The 15035-nt window shown below is 44.6% G+C and carries 12 protein-coding genes, 7 pseudogenes and 1 other annotated feature; all 19 genes and pseudogenes read left to right on the top strand.

The genetic code is table 11. The features are described 5' to 3' along the window. Nucleotides 1-6 precede the first annotated feature (6 nt). The 19 genes and pseudogenes from queA to MMY81_RS20510 all read left to right on the top strand — a co-directional run bounded on the left by queA (nt 7) and on the right by MMY81_RS20510 (nt 14847). The gene (gene queA, locus MMY81_RS20425) at nt 7-1050 is read left to right on the top strand and encodes a tRNA preQ1(34) S-adenosylmethionine ribosyltransferase-isomerase QueA (RefSeq protein WP_252314309.1); all 1044 of its coding nucleotides are present in this window, start codon (nt 7-9) and stop codon (nt 1048-1050) included. Further along, nucleotides 1047-1292 carry a tRNA-guanine transglycosylase gene (locus MMY81_RS20430; RefSeq protein ID WP_252314310.1) on the top strand — a complete coding sequence of 82 codons (246 nt, stop codon included), beginning with the start codon at nt 1047-1049 and terminating at the stop codon, nt 1290-1292. The genes queA and MMY81_RS20430 overlap by 4 nt, the downstream gene beginning before the upstream one ends. 4 nt (nt 1293-1296) lie before the next feature. Then, nucleotides 1297-1371: a hypothetical protein gene (locus tag MMY81_RS20435; protein WP_252314369.1), complete on the top strand. Its 75-nt coding sequence runs from the start codon at nt 1297-1299 to the stop codon at nt 1369-1371. A 50-nt stretch (nt 1372-1421) separates the two neighbouring features. Further along, nucleotides 1422-2174, top strand: a pseudogene (gene tgt, locus MMY81_RS20440) (tRNA guanosine(34) transglycosylase Tgt). Nucleotides 2175-2230: 56 nt separating this feature from the next. Then, nucleotides 2231-2458: a preprotein translocase subunit YajC gene (gene yajC / locus MMY81_RS20445; RefSeq protein ID WP_252314311.1), complete on the top strand. Its 228-nt coding sequence runs from the start codon at nt 2231-2233 to the stop codon at nt 2456-2458. Nucleotides 2459-2603: 145 nt separating this feature from the next. After that, entirely contained in the window at nt 2604-2963 is a 360-nt protein-coding gene (locus tag MMY81_RS20450; protein ID WP_252314312.1) for a post-transcriptional regulator, read from the top strand. Between the two features lie 124 nt (nt 2964-3087). After that, on the top strand, nt 3088-4392 hold the full coding sequence (secD, locus tag MMY81_RS20455; protein ID WP_252314313.1) for a protein translocase subunit SecD: 1305 nt from the start codon (nt 3088-3090) through the stop codon (nt 4390-4392). After that, entirely contained in the window at nt 4379-5362 is a 984-nt protein-coding gene (gene secF, locus MMY81_RS20460) for a protein translocase subunit SecF (RefSeq protein WP_252314314.1), read from the top strand. The genes secD and secF overlap by 14 nt, the downstream gene beginning before the upstream one ends. A 38-nt stretch (nt 5363-5400) precedes the next feature. After that, nucleotides 5401-6311 (top strand): annotated as a pseudogene (locus MMY81_RS20465) (cation diffusion facilitator family transporter). 11 nt (nt 6312-6322) lie between these two features. After that, nucleotides 6323-6499, top strand: coding sequence for a LapA family protein (locus MMY81_RS20470; RefSeq protein WP_252314315.1), 177 nt, complete (start codon nt 6323-6325; stop codon nt 6497-6499). After that, nucleotides 6435-6578, top strand: a complete 144-nt coding sequence (locus MMY81_RS35580) for a LapA family protein (protein ID WP_374562453.1) — start codon at nt 6435-6437, stop codon at nt 6576-6578. Before MMY81_RS20470 ends, MMY81_RS35580 begins: the two co-directional genes overlap by 65 nt. Before the next feature lie 177 nt (nt 6579-6755). Further along, nucleotides 6756-7391 carry a single-stranded-DNA-specific exonuclease RecJ gene (locus MMY81_RS20475; protein WP_252314316.1) on the top strand — a complete coding sequence of 212 codons (636 nt, stop codon included), beginning with the start codon at nt 6756-6758 and terminating at the stop codon, nt 7389-7391. A gap of 31 nt (nt 7392-7422) precedes the next feature. After that, the gene (locus MMY81_RS20480; protein ID WP_252314317.1) at nt 7423-9072 is read left to right on the top strand and encodes a single-stranded-DNA-specific exonuclease C-terminal domain-containing protein; all 1650 of its coding nucleotides are present in this window, start codon (nt 7423-7425) and stop codon (nt 9070-9072) included. Next, a pseudogene (locus MMY81_RS20485) lies at nt 9062-9581 on the top strand (adenine phosphoribosyltransferase). The gene MMY81_RS20480 and the pseudogene MMY81_RS20485 overlap by 11 nt, the downstream one beginning before the upstream one ends. A 265-nt stretch (nt 9582-9846) precedes the next feature. Next, a pseudogene (locus MMY81_RS20490) lies at nt 9847-12023 on the top strand (RelA/SpoT family protein). 31 nt (nt 12024-12054) lie between these two features. After that, nucleotides 12055-12502, top strand: a pseudogene (gene dtd, locus MMY81_RS20495) (D-aminoacyl-tRNA deacylase). Nucleotides 12503-12554: 52 nt separating this feature from the next. Then, nucleotides 12555-12774, top strand: a binding site (T-box leader). An 81-nt stretch (nt 12775-12855) separates the two neighbouring features. Next, nucleotides 12856-14131, top strand: a pseudogene (gene hisS, locus MMY81_RS20500) (histidine--tRNA ligase). Between the two features lies 1 nt (nt 14132). Further along, nucleotides 14133-14513, top strand: coding sequence for an OB-fold nucleic acid binding domain-containing protein (locus tag MMY81_RS20505; protein ID WP_252314318.1), 381 nt, complete (start codon nt 14133-14135; stop codon nt 14511-14513). 32 nt (nt 14514-14545) lie between these two features. After that, a pseudogene (locus tag MMY81_RS20510) lies at nt 14546-14847 on the top strand (amino acid--tRNA ligase-related protein). Nucleotides 14848-15035: the final 188 nt, after the last annotated feature.

Below are 15035 nucleotides of genomic sequence, written 5' to 3' on the forward strand. Positions count from 1 at the left end.
TTGGAAATGAACGTACAAGATTTTGATTTTGAACTTCCGGAGGAGCTGATTGCCCAGACTCCTCTGCTCAATAGAGACCGCTCCCGGCTGATGGTAGTCGATCCTCTATCAGGTGCTGTTGAACACCGCAGGTTCACAGCAATCAAACAGTTTCTTCAAAAGGGCGATGCGCTGGTCATTAATGATACACGTGTGCTGCCGGCCCGGTTGATTGGTGAAAAAGATACAGGTGCTGCCATTGAAATACTGCTGTTAAAGCAGCTCGAAAACGATAAGTGGGAAACGCTTGTAAAGCCTGCTAAAAAAATTAAAGCAGGAACCGTTATTACGTTCGGCGGAGGAAAGCTTACGGCTGAATGTACGGAGCTGCAGGAGCACGGCGGTCGTATTCTTCAATTTTCATATGAGGGAGTGTTTCTGGAAATCCTGGAATCGCTTGGGGAAATGCCGCTGCCTCCTTATATTAAAGAAAAGCTTGAAGATCAGGAGCGCTATCAGACGGTATATGCGGAAAACAATGGTTCAGCCGCTGCGCCGACGGCCGGCCTGCATTTTACAGAAGGCCTGCTTCAAGAGCTGGAGGAGCAGGGCGTTCATATTGTTCCCCTTACCCTTCATGTCGGCCTTGGCACGTTTCGGCCTGTTTCGGTGGATTCCATAGAGGATCATGACATGCACTCTGAATTTTATGAGTTAAAACAGCAGGCCGCTGACACGCTGAATGAAGTAAGACGTTCAGGCGGCACTATAACAGCCGTAGGAACCACATCGGCCCGAACGCTTGAAACCATTGCCGGTCAGAACGACGGCTTGTTTACTGCCGGGTCAGGGTGGACCAATATTTTCATCTATCCAGGCTATTCTTTTTCAGGAATTGACGCACTGCTTACCAATTTTCATCTTCCGAAGTCAACGCTTGTGATGCTGGTCAGCGCACTAGCCGGGAAAGATACAATATTGGGAGCCTACGAAGAGGCAGTGAAGAACAAGTACAGATTTTTCAGCTTTGGAGATGCTATGTTTATTAAAAAGGGAGGGGGCGTCACATGAGCGCGATCCGTTATGAACTGATAAAGACGTGCAAACAATCCGGGGCAAGACTCGGGAAAATCCATACTCCGCACGGAGTGATTGAAACCCCGATATTTATGCCGGTAGGAACAATGGCTACTGTTAAGACGATCAGTCCGGATGAACTAGAAGAAATGCACGCCCAGATTATTTTAAGCAATACGTATCATTTATGGATCAGACCCGGGAAGACATCATTAAAGAAGCCGGCGGCTGCATAAATTTATGAACTGGAACAAGCCGATTCTAACTGACTCCGGTGGATTTCAAGTGTTCAGCTTAAGCAAGCTCAGGGATTAAAGAAGAAGGGTCCACTTTAGAAACCATATAAGTGGAGAAAAGCTGTTCTTATCCCTGAAAAAGCAATGCAGATTCAAAATGACCTCGGACCGGATATTATGATGGCATTTGATGAATGTCCTCCTCATCCGGCAAGTGAAGAGTACATGAAAGCCAGTGTAGAGAGAACGTCCAGATGGGCGGAACGCTGTCTGGGAGCCCATGCTAATCCGGATACGCAGGGACTATTTGGTATTGTGCAGGGAGGAGAATATGAACATTTTCGTAAACAATCGGCGAAAGAATTGATTTCTCTCGACTTTCCGGGTTATGCTATAGGCGGTCTATCAGTTGGAGAGCCGAAAGAAATCATGAATCGTGTGCTGGAATACGACTCCGCTTCTTCCGGACAACAAGCCAAGGTATTGATGGGTGTAGGATCTGCCGATTCTCTAATAGATGGAGCGATCCGGCATCGATATGTTTGACTGCGTCTTCCGACTCGAATTGCAAGAAACGGGACGTGCATGACAAGTTCCGGCCGTCTTGTCGTTAGAAATGCAAAGTTTGCCCGCGACTTCAGACCAATTGATGAGAAATGTGACTGCCATGTTTGCAAAAATTATTCCAGAGCTTACATACGTCATTTGGTGAAATGCAATGAATCATTTGGTTTCAGGCTCACTTCTTATCACAATCTTTATTTCCTGTTAAACTTAATGGAGCAGGTCCGCCAGGCTATACGTGACGACAGGCTCCTCGATTTCAGGGAAGAGTATTTCGAGGCATACGGCTTTAATAAAGAAAATGCCAAAAACTTTTAGTTTTTTTAATCAGTGAAGGGAGGGACAAATCATGGAAGCAATATTATGCTCGTGCTATGTTTGCTATTTTTTATTTTCTGCTTATTCGTCCACAGCAGAAGAAACAAAAGCAGATCACACAGATGCATTCCAATCTCCAAAAAGGAGACCGCATCGTCACAATTGGAGGCCTTCACGGCACCATTGATGCAATAGACGAAAACAAACTAGTTATCGTTGTAGATGGAAGCAACAGACTGACTTTTGACCGCAGTGCGGTTAAAGAGGTAGTAAACGAAGATTAAAGTACTTCCATTGTAAAAACAGCTGTTTCTCCATTTTATTAATTTTGGGAGACAGCTTTTTCTTTGCGCTCTCCCCTGCTAAATAAAAGAAGAGATCCATGAGGTTAAATAAATAGAAGCACAGAACAGGTAAAGGAGCTGAAATATGCTATATTCAGTCAGCAATTGGAAAGATTTAGTGCATCCGGCGCTGCAAAGTAAAAAGGAAGAGTTTCATATGCTCGGCTATATTAACGTAACAGAAGAGACTATTTGGCAGTATTTACTTGAGAACGAACGAACATGGAAAAAAAGAGTGCATTTACATAAAGTAATTCAGGATATTCTTCATCTTAAAATGAGTGACTATATGAACCGCCTTACGATTAATTCCTATATTGACCTCGAAGAAAAGAGCCGCAGCGGCAATCAGCTGGCGTCCATATTAGAAGATATTGAGAATACCCGAGTGCCCGTTCTTGAACCAAAAGCTGCATTGGGAAAAAGTGATTTGACATTAATTTAAATACATCCGTATAATTAGCATGTTCTGTGGAAATAAGCCTGTATCAGCAAACTTGGCAGCACTGCCAAGTTTTTTCATGAAAAAAGCTACCTTGAGACAGTGTATAGAGAGGATGTACCGAAGTATGATAAAAAAATCGAGAATTGTTATCTTTTTTCTCATCGTCCTTGCTATTGGGGGACTGATGTCCCAGACGGTGCTCAATACCGCCAAAAGCATTAATCTCGGGCTAGATCTGCAGGGAGGCTTTGAGATATTATATGAAGTCAATAACCCAGGCGGTGAGGGAGAAGTAACAGAGGAGACGATGCAGTCAACGGTCAGTGCCCTTGATCAGCGTGTAAACGTCCTTGGGGTATCTGAGCCCAATATATCTATAGAAGGAGATAACCGTATCAGGGTGCAGCTGGCGGGAATAGACGATCAGCAGCAGGCCCGGGAACTTCTAGCCACCGAAGCCGACCTGAGCTTCCGGGACATAGATGATAACGTCCTCCTCTCCGGTGATGATCTTCAGGAAAGCGGCGCAAGCGTCAATTTTGACCAGGGCAATCAACCTGTTGTTTCCGTCGGACTTCGGGACGGAGATGAGTTTGGCCGGGTAACGGAGCAGGTGATTGAAGAATATCCTCCACCGGAGAACTTAATGGTTATTTGGCTGGATTATGAAGAAGGAGATTCTTTTATGGAGGAATCCCAGAAAGAAGATCCTAAGTTTTTATCTGCGCCTTCCGTTAACGAACCTCTTTACACTGATACCGTTCAGATAGAAGGAAACTTTGAACTTGAAGAAGCAGAATTTCTGGCTGAGATTCTAAATTCCGGATCCCTTCCGGTCGAACTTGAAGAGATCTACTCCAATGCTGTTGGCGCATCGTTGGGAGAAGAAGCGATGGAACAGACGATATTCGCCGGATTTATCGGCATCGGCCTGATTTTTGCGTTTATGCTTTTCTACTATAGATTTATGGGAGTTATATCGATCATTTCCCTGACAAGTTATATTTATGTCGTTCTGGTTGTCTTCAACTGGATGCAGGGTGTTCTTACCCTGCCTGGGCTTGCAGCCCTTGTCCTTGGTGTAGGTATGGCAGTAGATGCCAACATTATTACCTATGAGCGGATTAAAGAGGAGCTGCGTGAAGGAAGATCGGTCATCAGCGCCTTTAAATTAGGAACGAGCCGTTCTTTCTCCACTATTGTTGATGCCAACATTACGACGATTATTGCTGCAGGCGTGCTGTTTTATTATGGTACCAGCTCTGTTCAAGGATTTGCTGTCGTGCTTATTGTCAGTATTTTGACGAGCTTTTTAACCGCTGTTCTATTAACGAGATTTCTCCTCGGTTTATGGGTGAAAAGCCGTATATTCAACAAAAAGCCAAGAGTGTTTGGAATAAAGGAGCGTGACATTGATGCTCGGCAGTAAACGTAGAAAAGAAATTCCATTCGTCAAACACAGAAAAAAGTTTTTTATGATATCCCTTGTAATGGCAGCTATAGGTATTGCCCTGCTGGTTACGATCCGTTTAAATCTCGGTATCGACTTTGAGAGCGGATCCCGGGTGGAAGTATCTTCCGGAGATCCACTGACCGCTGAGCAGGTTCAGGAAGATTTTGCTTCTATTGGTGATGGTTATGAACCGGATGACATTACGCTTGCCGGAGACAATGGGGAAATCGCCCATGCACGATTTATCGGCGCTCTGGATCAAGGGGAAATCAGTGAAGTGCAGACATATTTTATTGATAACTATGGACAGGAGCCTAATATCAGCACCGTCTCTCCGCAGGTAGGAGAAGAGCTTGCCATGAATGCCTTGATTTCGGTACTCATCGCAGCGGTCGGCATCATTATTTATGTGACGATCCGTTTTCAATTTTTATATGCGCTTGCGGCTATCGTCGCCCTGTTTCATGATGCGTTTTTTATTATTGTTGTATTCAGTGCGCTGCAATTGGAAGTGAATGTGCCATTCATTGCGGCCGTCCTGACCATCGTCGGTTATTCGATCAACGATACGATCGTTACGTTTGACCGGATCCGCGAGAATATGGCGAAAGAAGAAGAGGTTTCGACCTTTGAGCATCTCTCTGCTGTAGTGGATAAAAGTTTAAATCAGACGCTGGGCCGTTCCATCAGCACAGTTCTTACCGTTGTATTTGCGGCAGTATCCCTTTATGTATTCGGCGGCGAAGCAATACGCTCGTTCTCCTTTGCTTTAATTATCGGGCTTATTGCCGGAACGTATTCTTCTTTATTCCTTGCTGCTCAGTTATGGGTATCGTGGAAATGGAAAAGCATACAAAAACAGCAGAAAAAAGAAGCCGAAAAAAAGCAGAACCAACGTTATAAGGAAAAGGCCATGGTTTATGCCATGGTTTTTTCTATCTTTTAAAACGGAAAAAAGGATACAAAGATAAAGGAATGGTAGCGATGAACGACTTTCAGGAACATCGGTATAAAATGGTGCGCTTCGGAGCGATGGTCGGCATCTTTGGGAACATTATTTTAGCCATTATAAAATTTATTATTGGCATTATCGCAGACAGCCGTGCCCTCGTGGCTGATGCTGCCCACTCTGCGGCGGATGTAGTAGGATCAGTAGCGGTGCTGGTCGGTATCCGCGCAGCCAAACTGCCTCCTGATGCTGATCATCCATACGGCCACGGAAAGGCAGAAACCCTGACGGCTATAATCGTTGCTGTGCTTCTGTTTGTCGTCGGGTTTGAAATAGGCTTAAATGCACTGCAGGATATATCAGAACCCGTAGCAGTGCCGGGAACTCTGGCATTATACGCGGTCATTTTCTCTATAATAGTAAAGGAAGGCATGTTCCGCTATAAATATAAGCTGGGGGTAAAATACAAAAGCGAGGCTATTATAACAGACGCCTGGCACCACCGCTCCGACGTCTTCTCATCGATTGCCGCTTTAATTGGAATAGGAGCTTCTATTGCCGGGGCGCCTATAATATTGATTTTCTAACATACGGAGACCTTCTAGCAGGATTATTTGTCTCGCTGCTGATCATGAGAATGGCCTGGAAGCTGGGAAAAGATTCTATACACAATGTGCTTGATCATGTGCTTCATTCCGAAGATACGGTGCAGATGATTAAGAATGCAGAACAAGTTCACGGCGTACGTCATGTAGATGAATTTTTTGCACGGGAACATGGGCATTACGTTATAATTGATATAAAGATAGGAGTAGATCCTTATATTACTGTAGAGGAGGGACATGCAATCGGGAAGCAGGTAAAGGAATCATTGATGACAATGGAGGAGGAAGTGCAGGATGTTTTCGTGCATGTAAATCCATTTGAGGAAAAGAATCCAGAATAGGAGAATGCGTGATGAAAACACAAACAGTATTTATTATCAGCCTCGTTTTAGCCATTATTATTGCAGTTTTTGCTGTTATTAATGTTAATAGTGTAGAAGTGATATTTATTCGGGTACGGCAGAATGGCGCTCATCCTCATCGTCCTCGGCTCTGTATTAATAGGAGCTTTTATCGCAGGGTCGATTAACGCTGTCAAAATTTACGGACTTCGTACTGAATTAAAAAAATATAAAAATCGTACACCCGCTTCAGGCTCGGACCTCTAGAGGAAACAAAGGATTTGGCCGTAAAAAAGAGAAGCAGAGCACCGGAAAAAACGGACCGTAAGCCCAAAATATAAGATTGTCACCCTTCCACCCCTTTAGTATAATAAATGGGTTGAGGGGTGTTTTAATGTTAAAATCCAAAATGAATTGGAAAACAACTTCCTCTGTAAACGAGGAATGGAAAGTACTTCAAAAAAAATGAACTTGTCTCCTCTCGCAGCAAAAGTATTATCTGCCAGAGGATTTTCCTCTGTAGAAGAGGCCGCTTCTTTTCTGGACACGAGCATGGCCAGGCTGCATGACCCATATTTACTCGATGGGATGGAGCGGGCGGTCTCACGAATAAAGCAGGCAATAGAAAATAAAGAAAAGATTTTAATTTTTGGTGATTACGATGCCGATGGAGTATCCAGCACGACGCTGATGGTACTTCTGCTCAAAGAAGCGGGAGCGGTATTCGGCTGGTATATTCCTAACCGTTTTACAGAAGGCTACGGCCCTAATATACCGGCAGTGGAGCAGGCTGCAGCGGATGGAGCTTCCTTAATGATTACTGTAGATACCGGTATCAGCGCAAAAGAGGAAGTAGCCGCAGCCAATGCCCTTGGCATGGACGTTATTATTACCGATCACCACGAGCCGCCTCCGGAGCTTCCGGAAGCTTTTGCTATTATAAATCCCAAAAAGCCGGGCTGTTCTTATCCATTCAAAGAACTGGCCGGGGTCGGAGTTGCTTTTAAAGTAGCTCATGCTCTCTTAGGGGAACTGCCGGGAGCATTATTTAGATCTGGTAACACTTGGTACAATAAGTGACCTGGTGCCGCTCGTAGACGAAAACAGGAGCATGGTGAAAAAGGGGCTTCGTTCCCTTACCTCTTCCACAAGACCAGGCATTTCAGCATTAAAGAAAGTATGCGGCATAGAAGCAGATACGATGCAGGAAGACCATGTCGGATTTACAATGGGTCCGCGTTTAAATGCGGCCGGCCGAATGGATTCTGCTGATCCGGCAGTTCATCTTCTTCTGTCCGAAAATGAAGAAGAAGCGGCTGAATGGGCAGGACGAATTGATATGTTGAATCAATCCAGAAAAAACATTGTTAAAGAGCTGACGGAAACCGCCGTCAAGCAGGTAGAAGATAGAGGGTATCATGAGAATGAAGTGATCATCACAGGGGGAGAGGGCTGGAACGAAGGTGTTATAGGTATTGTCGCCTCCCGGCTTGTTGAAACATATCATCATCCGGTCCTTGTACTGTCCATTAACGGTGAAACAGAAACCGCCAAAGGATCGGCACGGAGTATTGAAGGCTTTAATATGTTTGAAGAGCTATCCAAACAGCGTCCGCTTCTTGAAAAATTCGGAGGCCATGAAATGGCAGCAGGTCTTTCCATGAAAGTAGAGAACATTGAAGCTCTGCGTACGGAGCTGTGCCGTCAGGCGTCGTCTAGACTCGATCCTTCTGCCTATGTGCCTGCAGCTTCCATTGACCTGCAGGTGCCGCTTTCTGATATTACAGTGGCCGCGCTGGAAGATTTAAGTACGCTCGCCCCGTTTGGTATGGCAAACCCAAAGCCTGTGTTTCTGCTTGAAGATGTCGAAATTACGGCCTTCAAAAAAATCGGCAGCGACAAAACCCATTTAAAGCTTTCGCTTGAACAGGAGGGAAACCGGCTTGATGGGATTGCTTTCCAGAAAGGACATTTAGCTGATCAGATGACCGTAACAGCAAATGCTTCTTTCATAGGACAGCTGACCATTAACGAATGGAACAATTTCCGCAAACCGCAGCTGATGATGCATGATATGGCGATTACGACGTGCCAGATTCACGACAAGCGCCAGCAAAAAGGACTAAAGCAGATGATTAAAGCTCTTCCTTCCGGCACAGCGGCTGTTGTCTTTCAGGACAAAACCAGAGCGTTGATAGAAGATGACCTGCCGGATGGCTGCACATTGTATATGGCCCGTGAGCTGGGCGAACCGATTGAAGAGAAGTATACGGCTTTTATTGATATCCCAACCTCTATTGATGAATTAAACCAGGCGCTTCACCTCTGCCGCCGGACAGAGCATATGTATGCCTGTTTTTTCACAGAAGAAGAAGCCTATTTTCAACATGGCGGCACAAGAGAGCATTTTAAATGGTTTTACTCCTTTTTGAATAAATACCCGTCGTTTAACCTGGAAACGCTCAAACAAAAGTTAATTCAGCAGAAAGGCTGGAAGGGCGAAGATATTGATTTTATGGCGCAGGTATTCACAGAACTTGGATTTATCAGACTGGACGGCAGCATGGTGGAATTTCTAGGATCCAGCGAAAAGAAGCCGTTAACCGAATCGGCTGCGTATAGAAGGCGGGAACAGCTGAAGCAAATGGAGCAGGATCTGCTTTTTTCAACGTATAAACAGTTGAAAGACCGGCTGCTTGGCGAGCTGCTTCTGGAGAAACAAGACAATGAATTAAGAGAGAAGGTCAATCATGGATTATAAAAAATATATTACAGTTGTTGAGGATTATCCGAAAGAAGGCATTCGTTTTAAAGATATAACAACCTTGATGCAAAACGGCCCGGCATACAAGCAGGCAATTAACGAAATGAAAGAATTCGCGAAAGACAAAAACATAGATGTGATTGTCGGTCCGGAAGCAAGGGGATTTGTAGTAGGCTGTCCGATCGCCTACGCAATGGAAATCGGCTTTGCGCCTGTGCGGAAAAAAGGAAAACTCCCCCGGGAAACAGTAGATATGGATTACGGTCTGGAATACGGAGAGGACCAGCTTTCTATGCACCTGGACTCGAAAACCGGGTCAGCGTGTGCTGATTACAGATGACCTTCTTGCTACAGGAGGCACTATTCATGCGACTGTAAAGCTGGTAGAAGAGCTTGGCGGAATAGTTGCCGGCCTGGCTTTTCTGATTGAACTGGATTACCTGGACGGCCGCGGTAAGCTGGCTGAACTGGGAGAATACGATATTTTCTCCTTGGTAACTTTTTAACGGGTAAAAATAAACATTTTATAAAAAGTGCTCCATAAATGGAGTGCTTTTTTTATTTATTGAATAAAGTAGTGCAAACAAGGGCATGATAGAGTTATACTTAATAGATTAGACCCAAATTTGCATGAAGAGCTTTTTTTAGAAAAGACCAGACTTTTTGAGTTAAATTAGAATAAGTCTAAAAACTTTACAGAAAAGCAATTCTTACAGATAATATAGAAAATAGAAAAAACACGTTATGTAGAAAGGTGTGCAGGGTGATTCCATGACCATCGATGAAGTGTTGGAAAAAGCTCGACATTATTTATCCGAAAACCATGTCTCTTTTTTAGAAAAGGCGTATAAATATGCAGAAGAAGCTCACAAAGATCAGTACAGAAAGTCTGGAGAGCCATATATTCTCCACCCATTCAAGTAGCAGGAATACTAGTAGACCTTGAAATGGACCCCAATACAGTTGCGGGTGCTTTTTTGCATGATGTGGTCGAAGATACAGAAGTAACCGTGGAAGACATTTCAGAGGCATTTAACGAAGAAGTAGCGATGCTTGTAGATGGTGTAACCAAATTAAAAAAAATTAAATATAAATCAAAAGAAGAGCAGCAGGCGGAGAACCACCGGAAAATGGTTGTTGCGATGGCGAAGGATATTCGGGTTATCCTGATTAAGCTGGCAGACCGTCTGCACAATATGAGAACGTTAAAGCATCTGCCGCCTGATAAACAGCGCCGGATTTCCAATGAAACCCTGGAAATATTCGCACCGCTTGCCCACCGTCTTGGTATTTCAAAGATCAAGTGGGAGCTTGAGGACACTGCTCTGCGTTACTTGGATCCGCAGCAGTACTATACCGGATTGTTAATCTTATGAAGCAGAAACGTGCGGAGCGCGAGCAGTATATTGAAGAAGTAATCGGGGACATTAATCACAACCTTGATGATTTAAACATTAAAGCAGAAATGTATGGACGTCCCAAACATATATACAGCATTTACCGGAAAATGGTGAAACAGAAAAAGCAGTTTAACGAAATCTATGATCTGCTCGCCGTACGGATTATTGTGAAGAGTATCCGGGACTGTTACGCCGTGCTTGGTATTATTCACACATGCTGGAAGCCGATGCCGGGACGGTTTAAAGACTATATTGCTATGCCAAAAGCAAATATGTACCAGTCTCTTCATACAACTGTTATTGGTCCGAAAGGAGAGCCGCTTGAGGTACAGATCCGTTCCACGGACATGCACCGCGTAGCAGAATTTGGTGTAGCGGCCCACTGGGCTTACAAAGAAGGCAAAAGCGTATCCGGCAAGCAGACGTTTGAGGACAAGTTAACATGGTTCCGCGAAATTATTGAATGGCAGAATGATGCCGATGATGCTCAGGACTTTATGGAATCCTTAAAAATGGATTTGTTCTCGGATATGGTGTTTGTATTCAGCCCGAAAGGGGACGTCATAGAGCTTCCGAGAGGCTCGGTGCCCATTGACTTTGCCTACCGCATTCATACGGAAATCGGAAACCGGACGATCGGAGCGAAAGTAAATGGTAAGATGGTGCCGCTCGATTACCAGCTTGATACAGGCGACATAGTAGAGATGCTTACATCCAAGCATTCTTACGGCCCAAGTCAGGACTGGCTGAAGCTGACCCAGAGCTCTCATGCTAAAAACAAAATTAAGCAGTTTTATAAAAAAGAACGAAGAGAAGAAAACGTACAAAAAGGCAAAGAGCTTGTTGAAAAAGAATTAAAGTCTCAGGATTATGATCCAAAACAGGTTCTGACCGAAGAGAATAAAAGCGAAGCCGCTGATAAGTTCAGCTTCAGCGGAGAAGAAGATATGTTTGCGGCTGTCGGCTACAATGGAGTCAGCCCAAAGCAGATCGTAACGAGACTGACAGATAAAATCCGTCACCAGAATGAACAGGATGAAAAGCAGTCGGTAGCCGAAGCGGTAAAAACCATTAATACGAATCATCCTGTGAAGAAAACAAATGGGGGAGTTCGTGTTAAAGGGTCGATAACCTGCTCATCCGGTTATCCAAGTGCTGCAGTCCTGTACCGGGTGACGACATTGTAGGTTTTATTACAAAAGGACGAGGCGTATCCATTCACCGCAGGGACTGTGCAAACGTAGATAATGACGAAGCACGCCCACGCCTGCTCGAAGTAGAATGGGAAGGCTCTGTTGAAACGAACAAGAACTACAATGTAGATATAGAAATCATCGGCTACGACAGACGCGGCCTTTAAATGAAGTTCTTCACTGTGTTACAGAAGCAAAAACAAATATTAACGCTGTCAGCGGCCGCAGTGATAAAAACAAAATGGCGTTCATCGATATGAGCATTTCTATTCACAATATCGGTCATTTACAGAAGGTAGTAGAAAAAATAAAAAAACTGCCGGATATTTATACGGTGCAGCGCGTTATGCATTAATACCGGTTTGAAGAAAGGGCATATTCGAGCGATGAAAGTTATTCAGCGTGTATCAGAAGGAGCCTGTACCATCGATGGAGAGATGTCCGGCTCTATAGCAGAAGGTTTGGTTGTATTAGCAGGATTCACCCATGGCGATACGAAAAGGGAAGTAGAATGGATGGCTGAAAAAATAGTCAACCTTCGTATTTTGAAAATGAACAAGGGAAATTTGATAAATCTTTGCTCGATATTTCGGGCGGGGTGCTGTCTATTTCGCAGTTTACATTGTATGGGGATGCTCAAAAAGGCAGACGGCCAAGCTTTACAGAAGCGGCCCGGCCGGAGGATGCTGAACCGCTTTATCATTTGTTTAATGAGAACTCCGCAGTAAAAACATCACAGTAGCAGAGGGGAGATTTGGTGCGGATATGCAGGTGTCGCTGACGAACAGCGGCCCGGTGACCCTTACGCTGGAATCCCCTGAACCAAAGGAATAAAGCCATTTTTATATTGACACAAAAGGTAATTATTCGTATGATGGAGTTCGATAGAAAACCAATGATGGAGAAAAGTATGTAGAGATAAACGAGGACAGAGAAGAGATGCCGTGCTGGAAGCATTTCTGCTCGTTTTTTACAGAAAGACACTCCTTAGGTGCTGCTTTGAAACCTAGAGAAGTAAAAGCAGCCGTACACAGGCGTTAACTGTAAAGCGAGAGCTGTAAAGCTCTAACCAGGGTGGTACCACGGGAATAAATCCCGTCCCTCATATTTTTGAGGGGCGGGTTTTTTGTGTTTTTTTATAAACCTGTAACAGAGTACAGACCAACTATTTTTAAAGGAGTGGGGAAATGGCAGTTCAAATACCTAGAGGAACCCAGGATATACTTCCGGGATATCAGAGAAGTGGCAGTATGTAGAAAAAAGAATGCACGATCTATGCCGGGCGTTTAATTACTCGGAAATCCGTACTCCTATTTTTGAACAGACGGAATTATTCCAGCGGAGCGTAGGGGACACAACAGATATTGTCCAAAAGAAATGTATACGTTTGAAGACAAAGGCGGACGCAGCCTGACACTCCGCCCGGAAGGAACAGCTTCGGTTGCCCGTTCTTATGTAGAAAATAAACGCTTTGGACTGCCGGATCAGCCGGATAAACTTTATTATATCGGTCCAATGTTCCGCTATGAGCGCCCGCAGTCAGGACGGATGCGTCAGTTTGTCCAATTTGGTGTGGAAGCGATAGGAAGTGATGATCCATCGATTGATGCAGAAGTGATTGCACTTGCGATGGAGCTGTACTCGTCCCTTGGGTTAAAAGGATTGAAGCTGGTTATCAACAGCCTGGGAGATAAGGAAAGCCGTGAGAATCACAAGCAGGCGCTCATCAGCCACTTTAAGCCAAGCATCGGTGAATTCTGCAGTGACTGCCAGCAGCGTCTGGAAAAAAATCCACTTCGTATTCTCGACTGTAAAAAAGACAAAGACCATCCGCTAATGGCAACTGCTCCATCTATCCTGGATTATCTGAATGAAGACAGCCGCCGTTATTTTGAAAAAGTGCAGGCTTTTCTAAGCCAGATGGATATTTCATACGAAATTGATCCGGGACTGGTCAGAGGGCTGGATTATTATAATAACACCGCTTTTGAGATCATGATTGAAGGCGAAGGGTTTGGCGCCATTACGACCTTGACGGGGGGCGGTCGTTACAATGGCTTAACGGAAGAGCTGGGAGGCCCTGAAGCACCAGGCATCGGCTTTGCTCTTAGTATTGAAAGACTGCTGATGGCTCTTTCCGCCCAGAATGTAGACCTTCCTGTCGAAAAAGGACTGGACTGTTACGTTGTAACAATGGGGGAAAATGCGGAAACTGAAGCAGTATCTATTCTCTGGTCACTTCGCAAAAAAGGCCTTAGCGTGGAGAAAGATTATATGCAGAAAAAAGTAAAAGCGCAGTTTAAAGCAGCAGATCGAATGAATGCGGCATATACTGTTGTTATCGGTGACGATGAACTGCAGAGTGGAGAAGTCAGTATTAAAAAAATGAGCGACGGCAGCCAGGAAAAAACAGCCATTGCCGATCTGGCTGACTATTTAACTGATAAAATAGGGAGAGAATAATATGGGAAAAAGAACGCACTATGCAGGAGATATTACTGAATCACTTATTGGAGAAAAAGTACGCCTGAAAGGCTGGGCCCAGACGAGAAAGGACCTTGGTCAGGTTATTTTTATTGACCTTCGCGACCGCAGCGGTATCGTGCAGATTGTAGCCAATCCGGAAATTTCCGCCGATGCATTGGAAACAGCAGACAGTGTGCGCAGCGAATATGTGCTGGAAATCTACGGTACAGTCGTGCAAAGAGACGAGGAGACTTACAACGAGAAGATTCCTACCGGTACGGTGGAAATCCGGGTGGAGCAGATTGATATTTTGAATACATCAAAGCCGCTTCCTTTTCAAATCGACAGCAATCAGGAAATTTCGAAGATGTACGCCTGAAATACCGCTATCTTGATCTGAGAAGAGAAGAAATGCGCGAAACGATTAAGCTGCGCAACCGAGTAACAAAGATCATCCGCGATTATATGAACGATAATGAATTTATTGATATTGAAACGCCGATGCTGACAAAAAGCACACCGGAAGGCGCGCGGGACTACCTGGTGCCAAGCCGTGTGCATAAAGGGGAGTTTATGCCCTTCCGCAGTCTCCGCAATTATTTAAACAGCTTCTGATGGTATCCGGCTTTGAAAGATATTATCAAATTGTACGCTGTTTCAGAGATGAAGACCTGAGAGCGGACCGCCAGCCGGAATTACCCAGCTGGACATAGAAGCCTCGTTTCTGGAAACAGAAGAGTTTCTTCCTATGATTGAAGAACTGATGAAGAAAAACCGTAAAAGAAGTTCTCGGTAAAAGACGTTGAGACACCTTTTCCAAGAATGACATATGAAGACGCAATGAACCGTTATGGTTCCGATAAGCCGGATACGAGATTCGGTCTGGAACTTACAGAGCTCT

It is taken from the genome of Sinobaca sp. H24 (assembly GCF_023845525.1).

What these genes read in the sequence shown, in the direction of transcription:
- queA (WP_252314309.1), top strand. Translation starts at nt 7, where the DNA reads ATGAACGTACAAGATTTTGATTTTGAACTTCCGGAGGAGCTGATTGCC.
- MMY81_RS20430 (WP_252314310.1), top strand. Translation starts at nt 1,047, where the DNA reads ATGAGCGCGATCCGTTATGAACTGATAAAGACGTGCAAACAATCCGGG.
- yajC (WP_252314311.1), top strand. Translation starts at nt 2,231, where the DNA reads ATGTTTGCTATTTTTTATTTTCTGCTTATTCGTCCACAGCAGAAGAAA.
- MMY81_RS20450 (WP_252314312.1), top strand. Translation starts at nt 2,604, where the DNA reads ATGCTATATTCAGTCAGCAATTGGAAAGATTTAGTGCATCCGGCGCTG.
- secD (WP_252314313.1), top strand. Translation starts at nt 3,088, where the DNA reads ATGATAAAAAAATCGAGAATTGTTATCTTTTTTCTCATCGTCCTTGCT.
- secF (WP_252314314.1), top strand. Translation starts at nt 4,379, where the DNA reads ATGCTCGGCAGTAAACGTAGAAAAGAAATTCCATTCGTCAAACACAGA.
- MMY81_RS20470 (WP_252314315.1), top strand. Translation starts at nt 6,323, where the DNA reads ATGAAAACACAAACAGTATTTATTATCAGCCTCGTTTTAGCCATTATT.
- MMY81_RS35580 (WP_374562453.1), top strand. Translation starts at nt 6,435, where the DNA reads ATGGCGCTCATCCTCATCGTCCTCGGCTCTGTATTAATAGGAGCTTTT.
- MMY81_RS20475 (WP_252314316.1), top strand. Translation starts at nt 6,756, where the DNA reads ATGGAAAGTACTTCAAAAAAAATGAACTTGTCTCCTCTCGCAGCAAAA.
- MMY81_RS20480 (WP_252314317.1), top strand. Translation starts at nt 7,423, where the DNA reads ATGGTGAAAAAGGGGCTTCGTTCCCTTACCTCTTCCACAAGACCAGGC.
- MMY81_RS20505 (WP_252314318.1), top strand. Translation starts at nt 14,133, where the DNA reads ATGGGAAAAAGAACGCACTATGCAGGAGATATTACTGAATCACTTATT.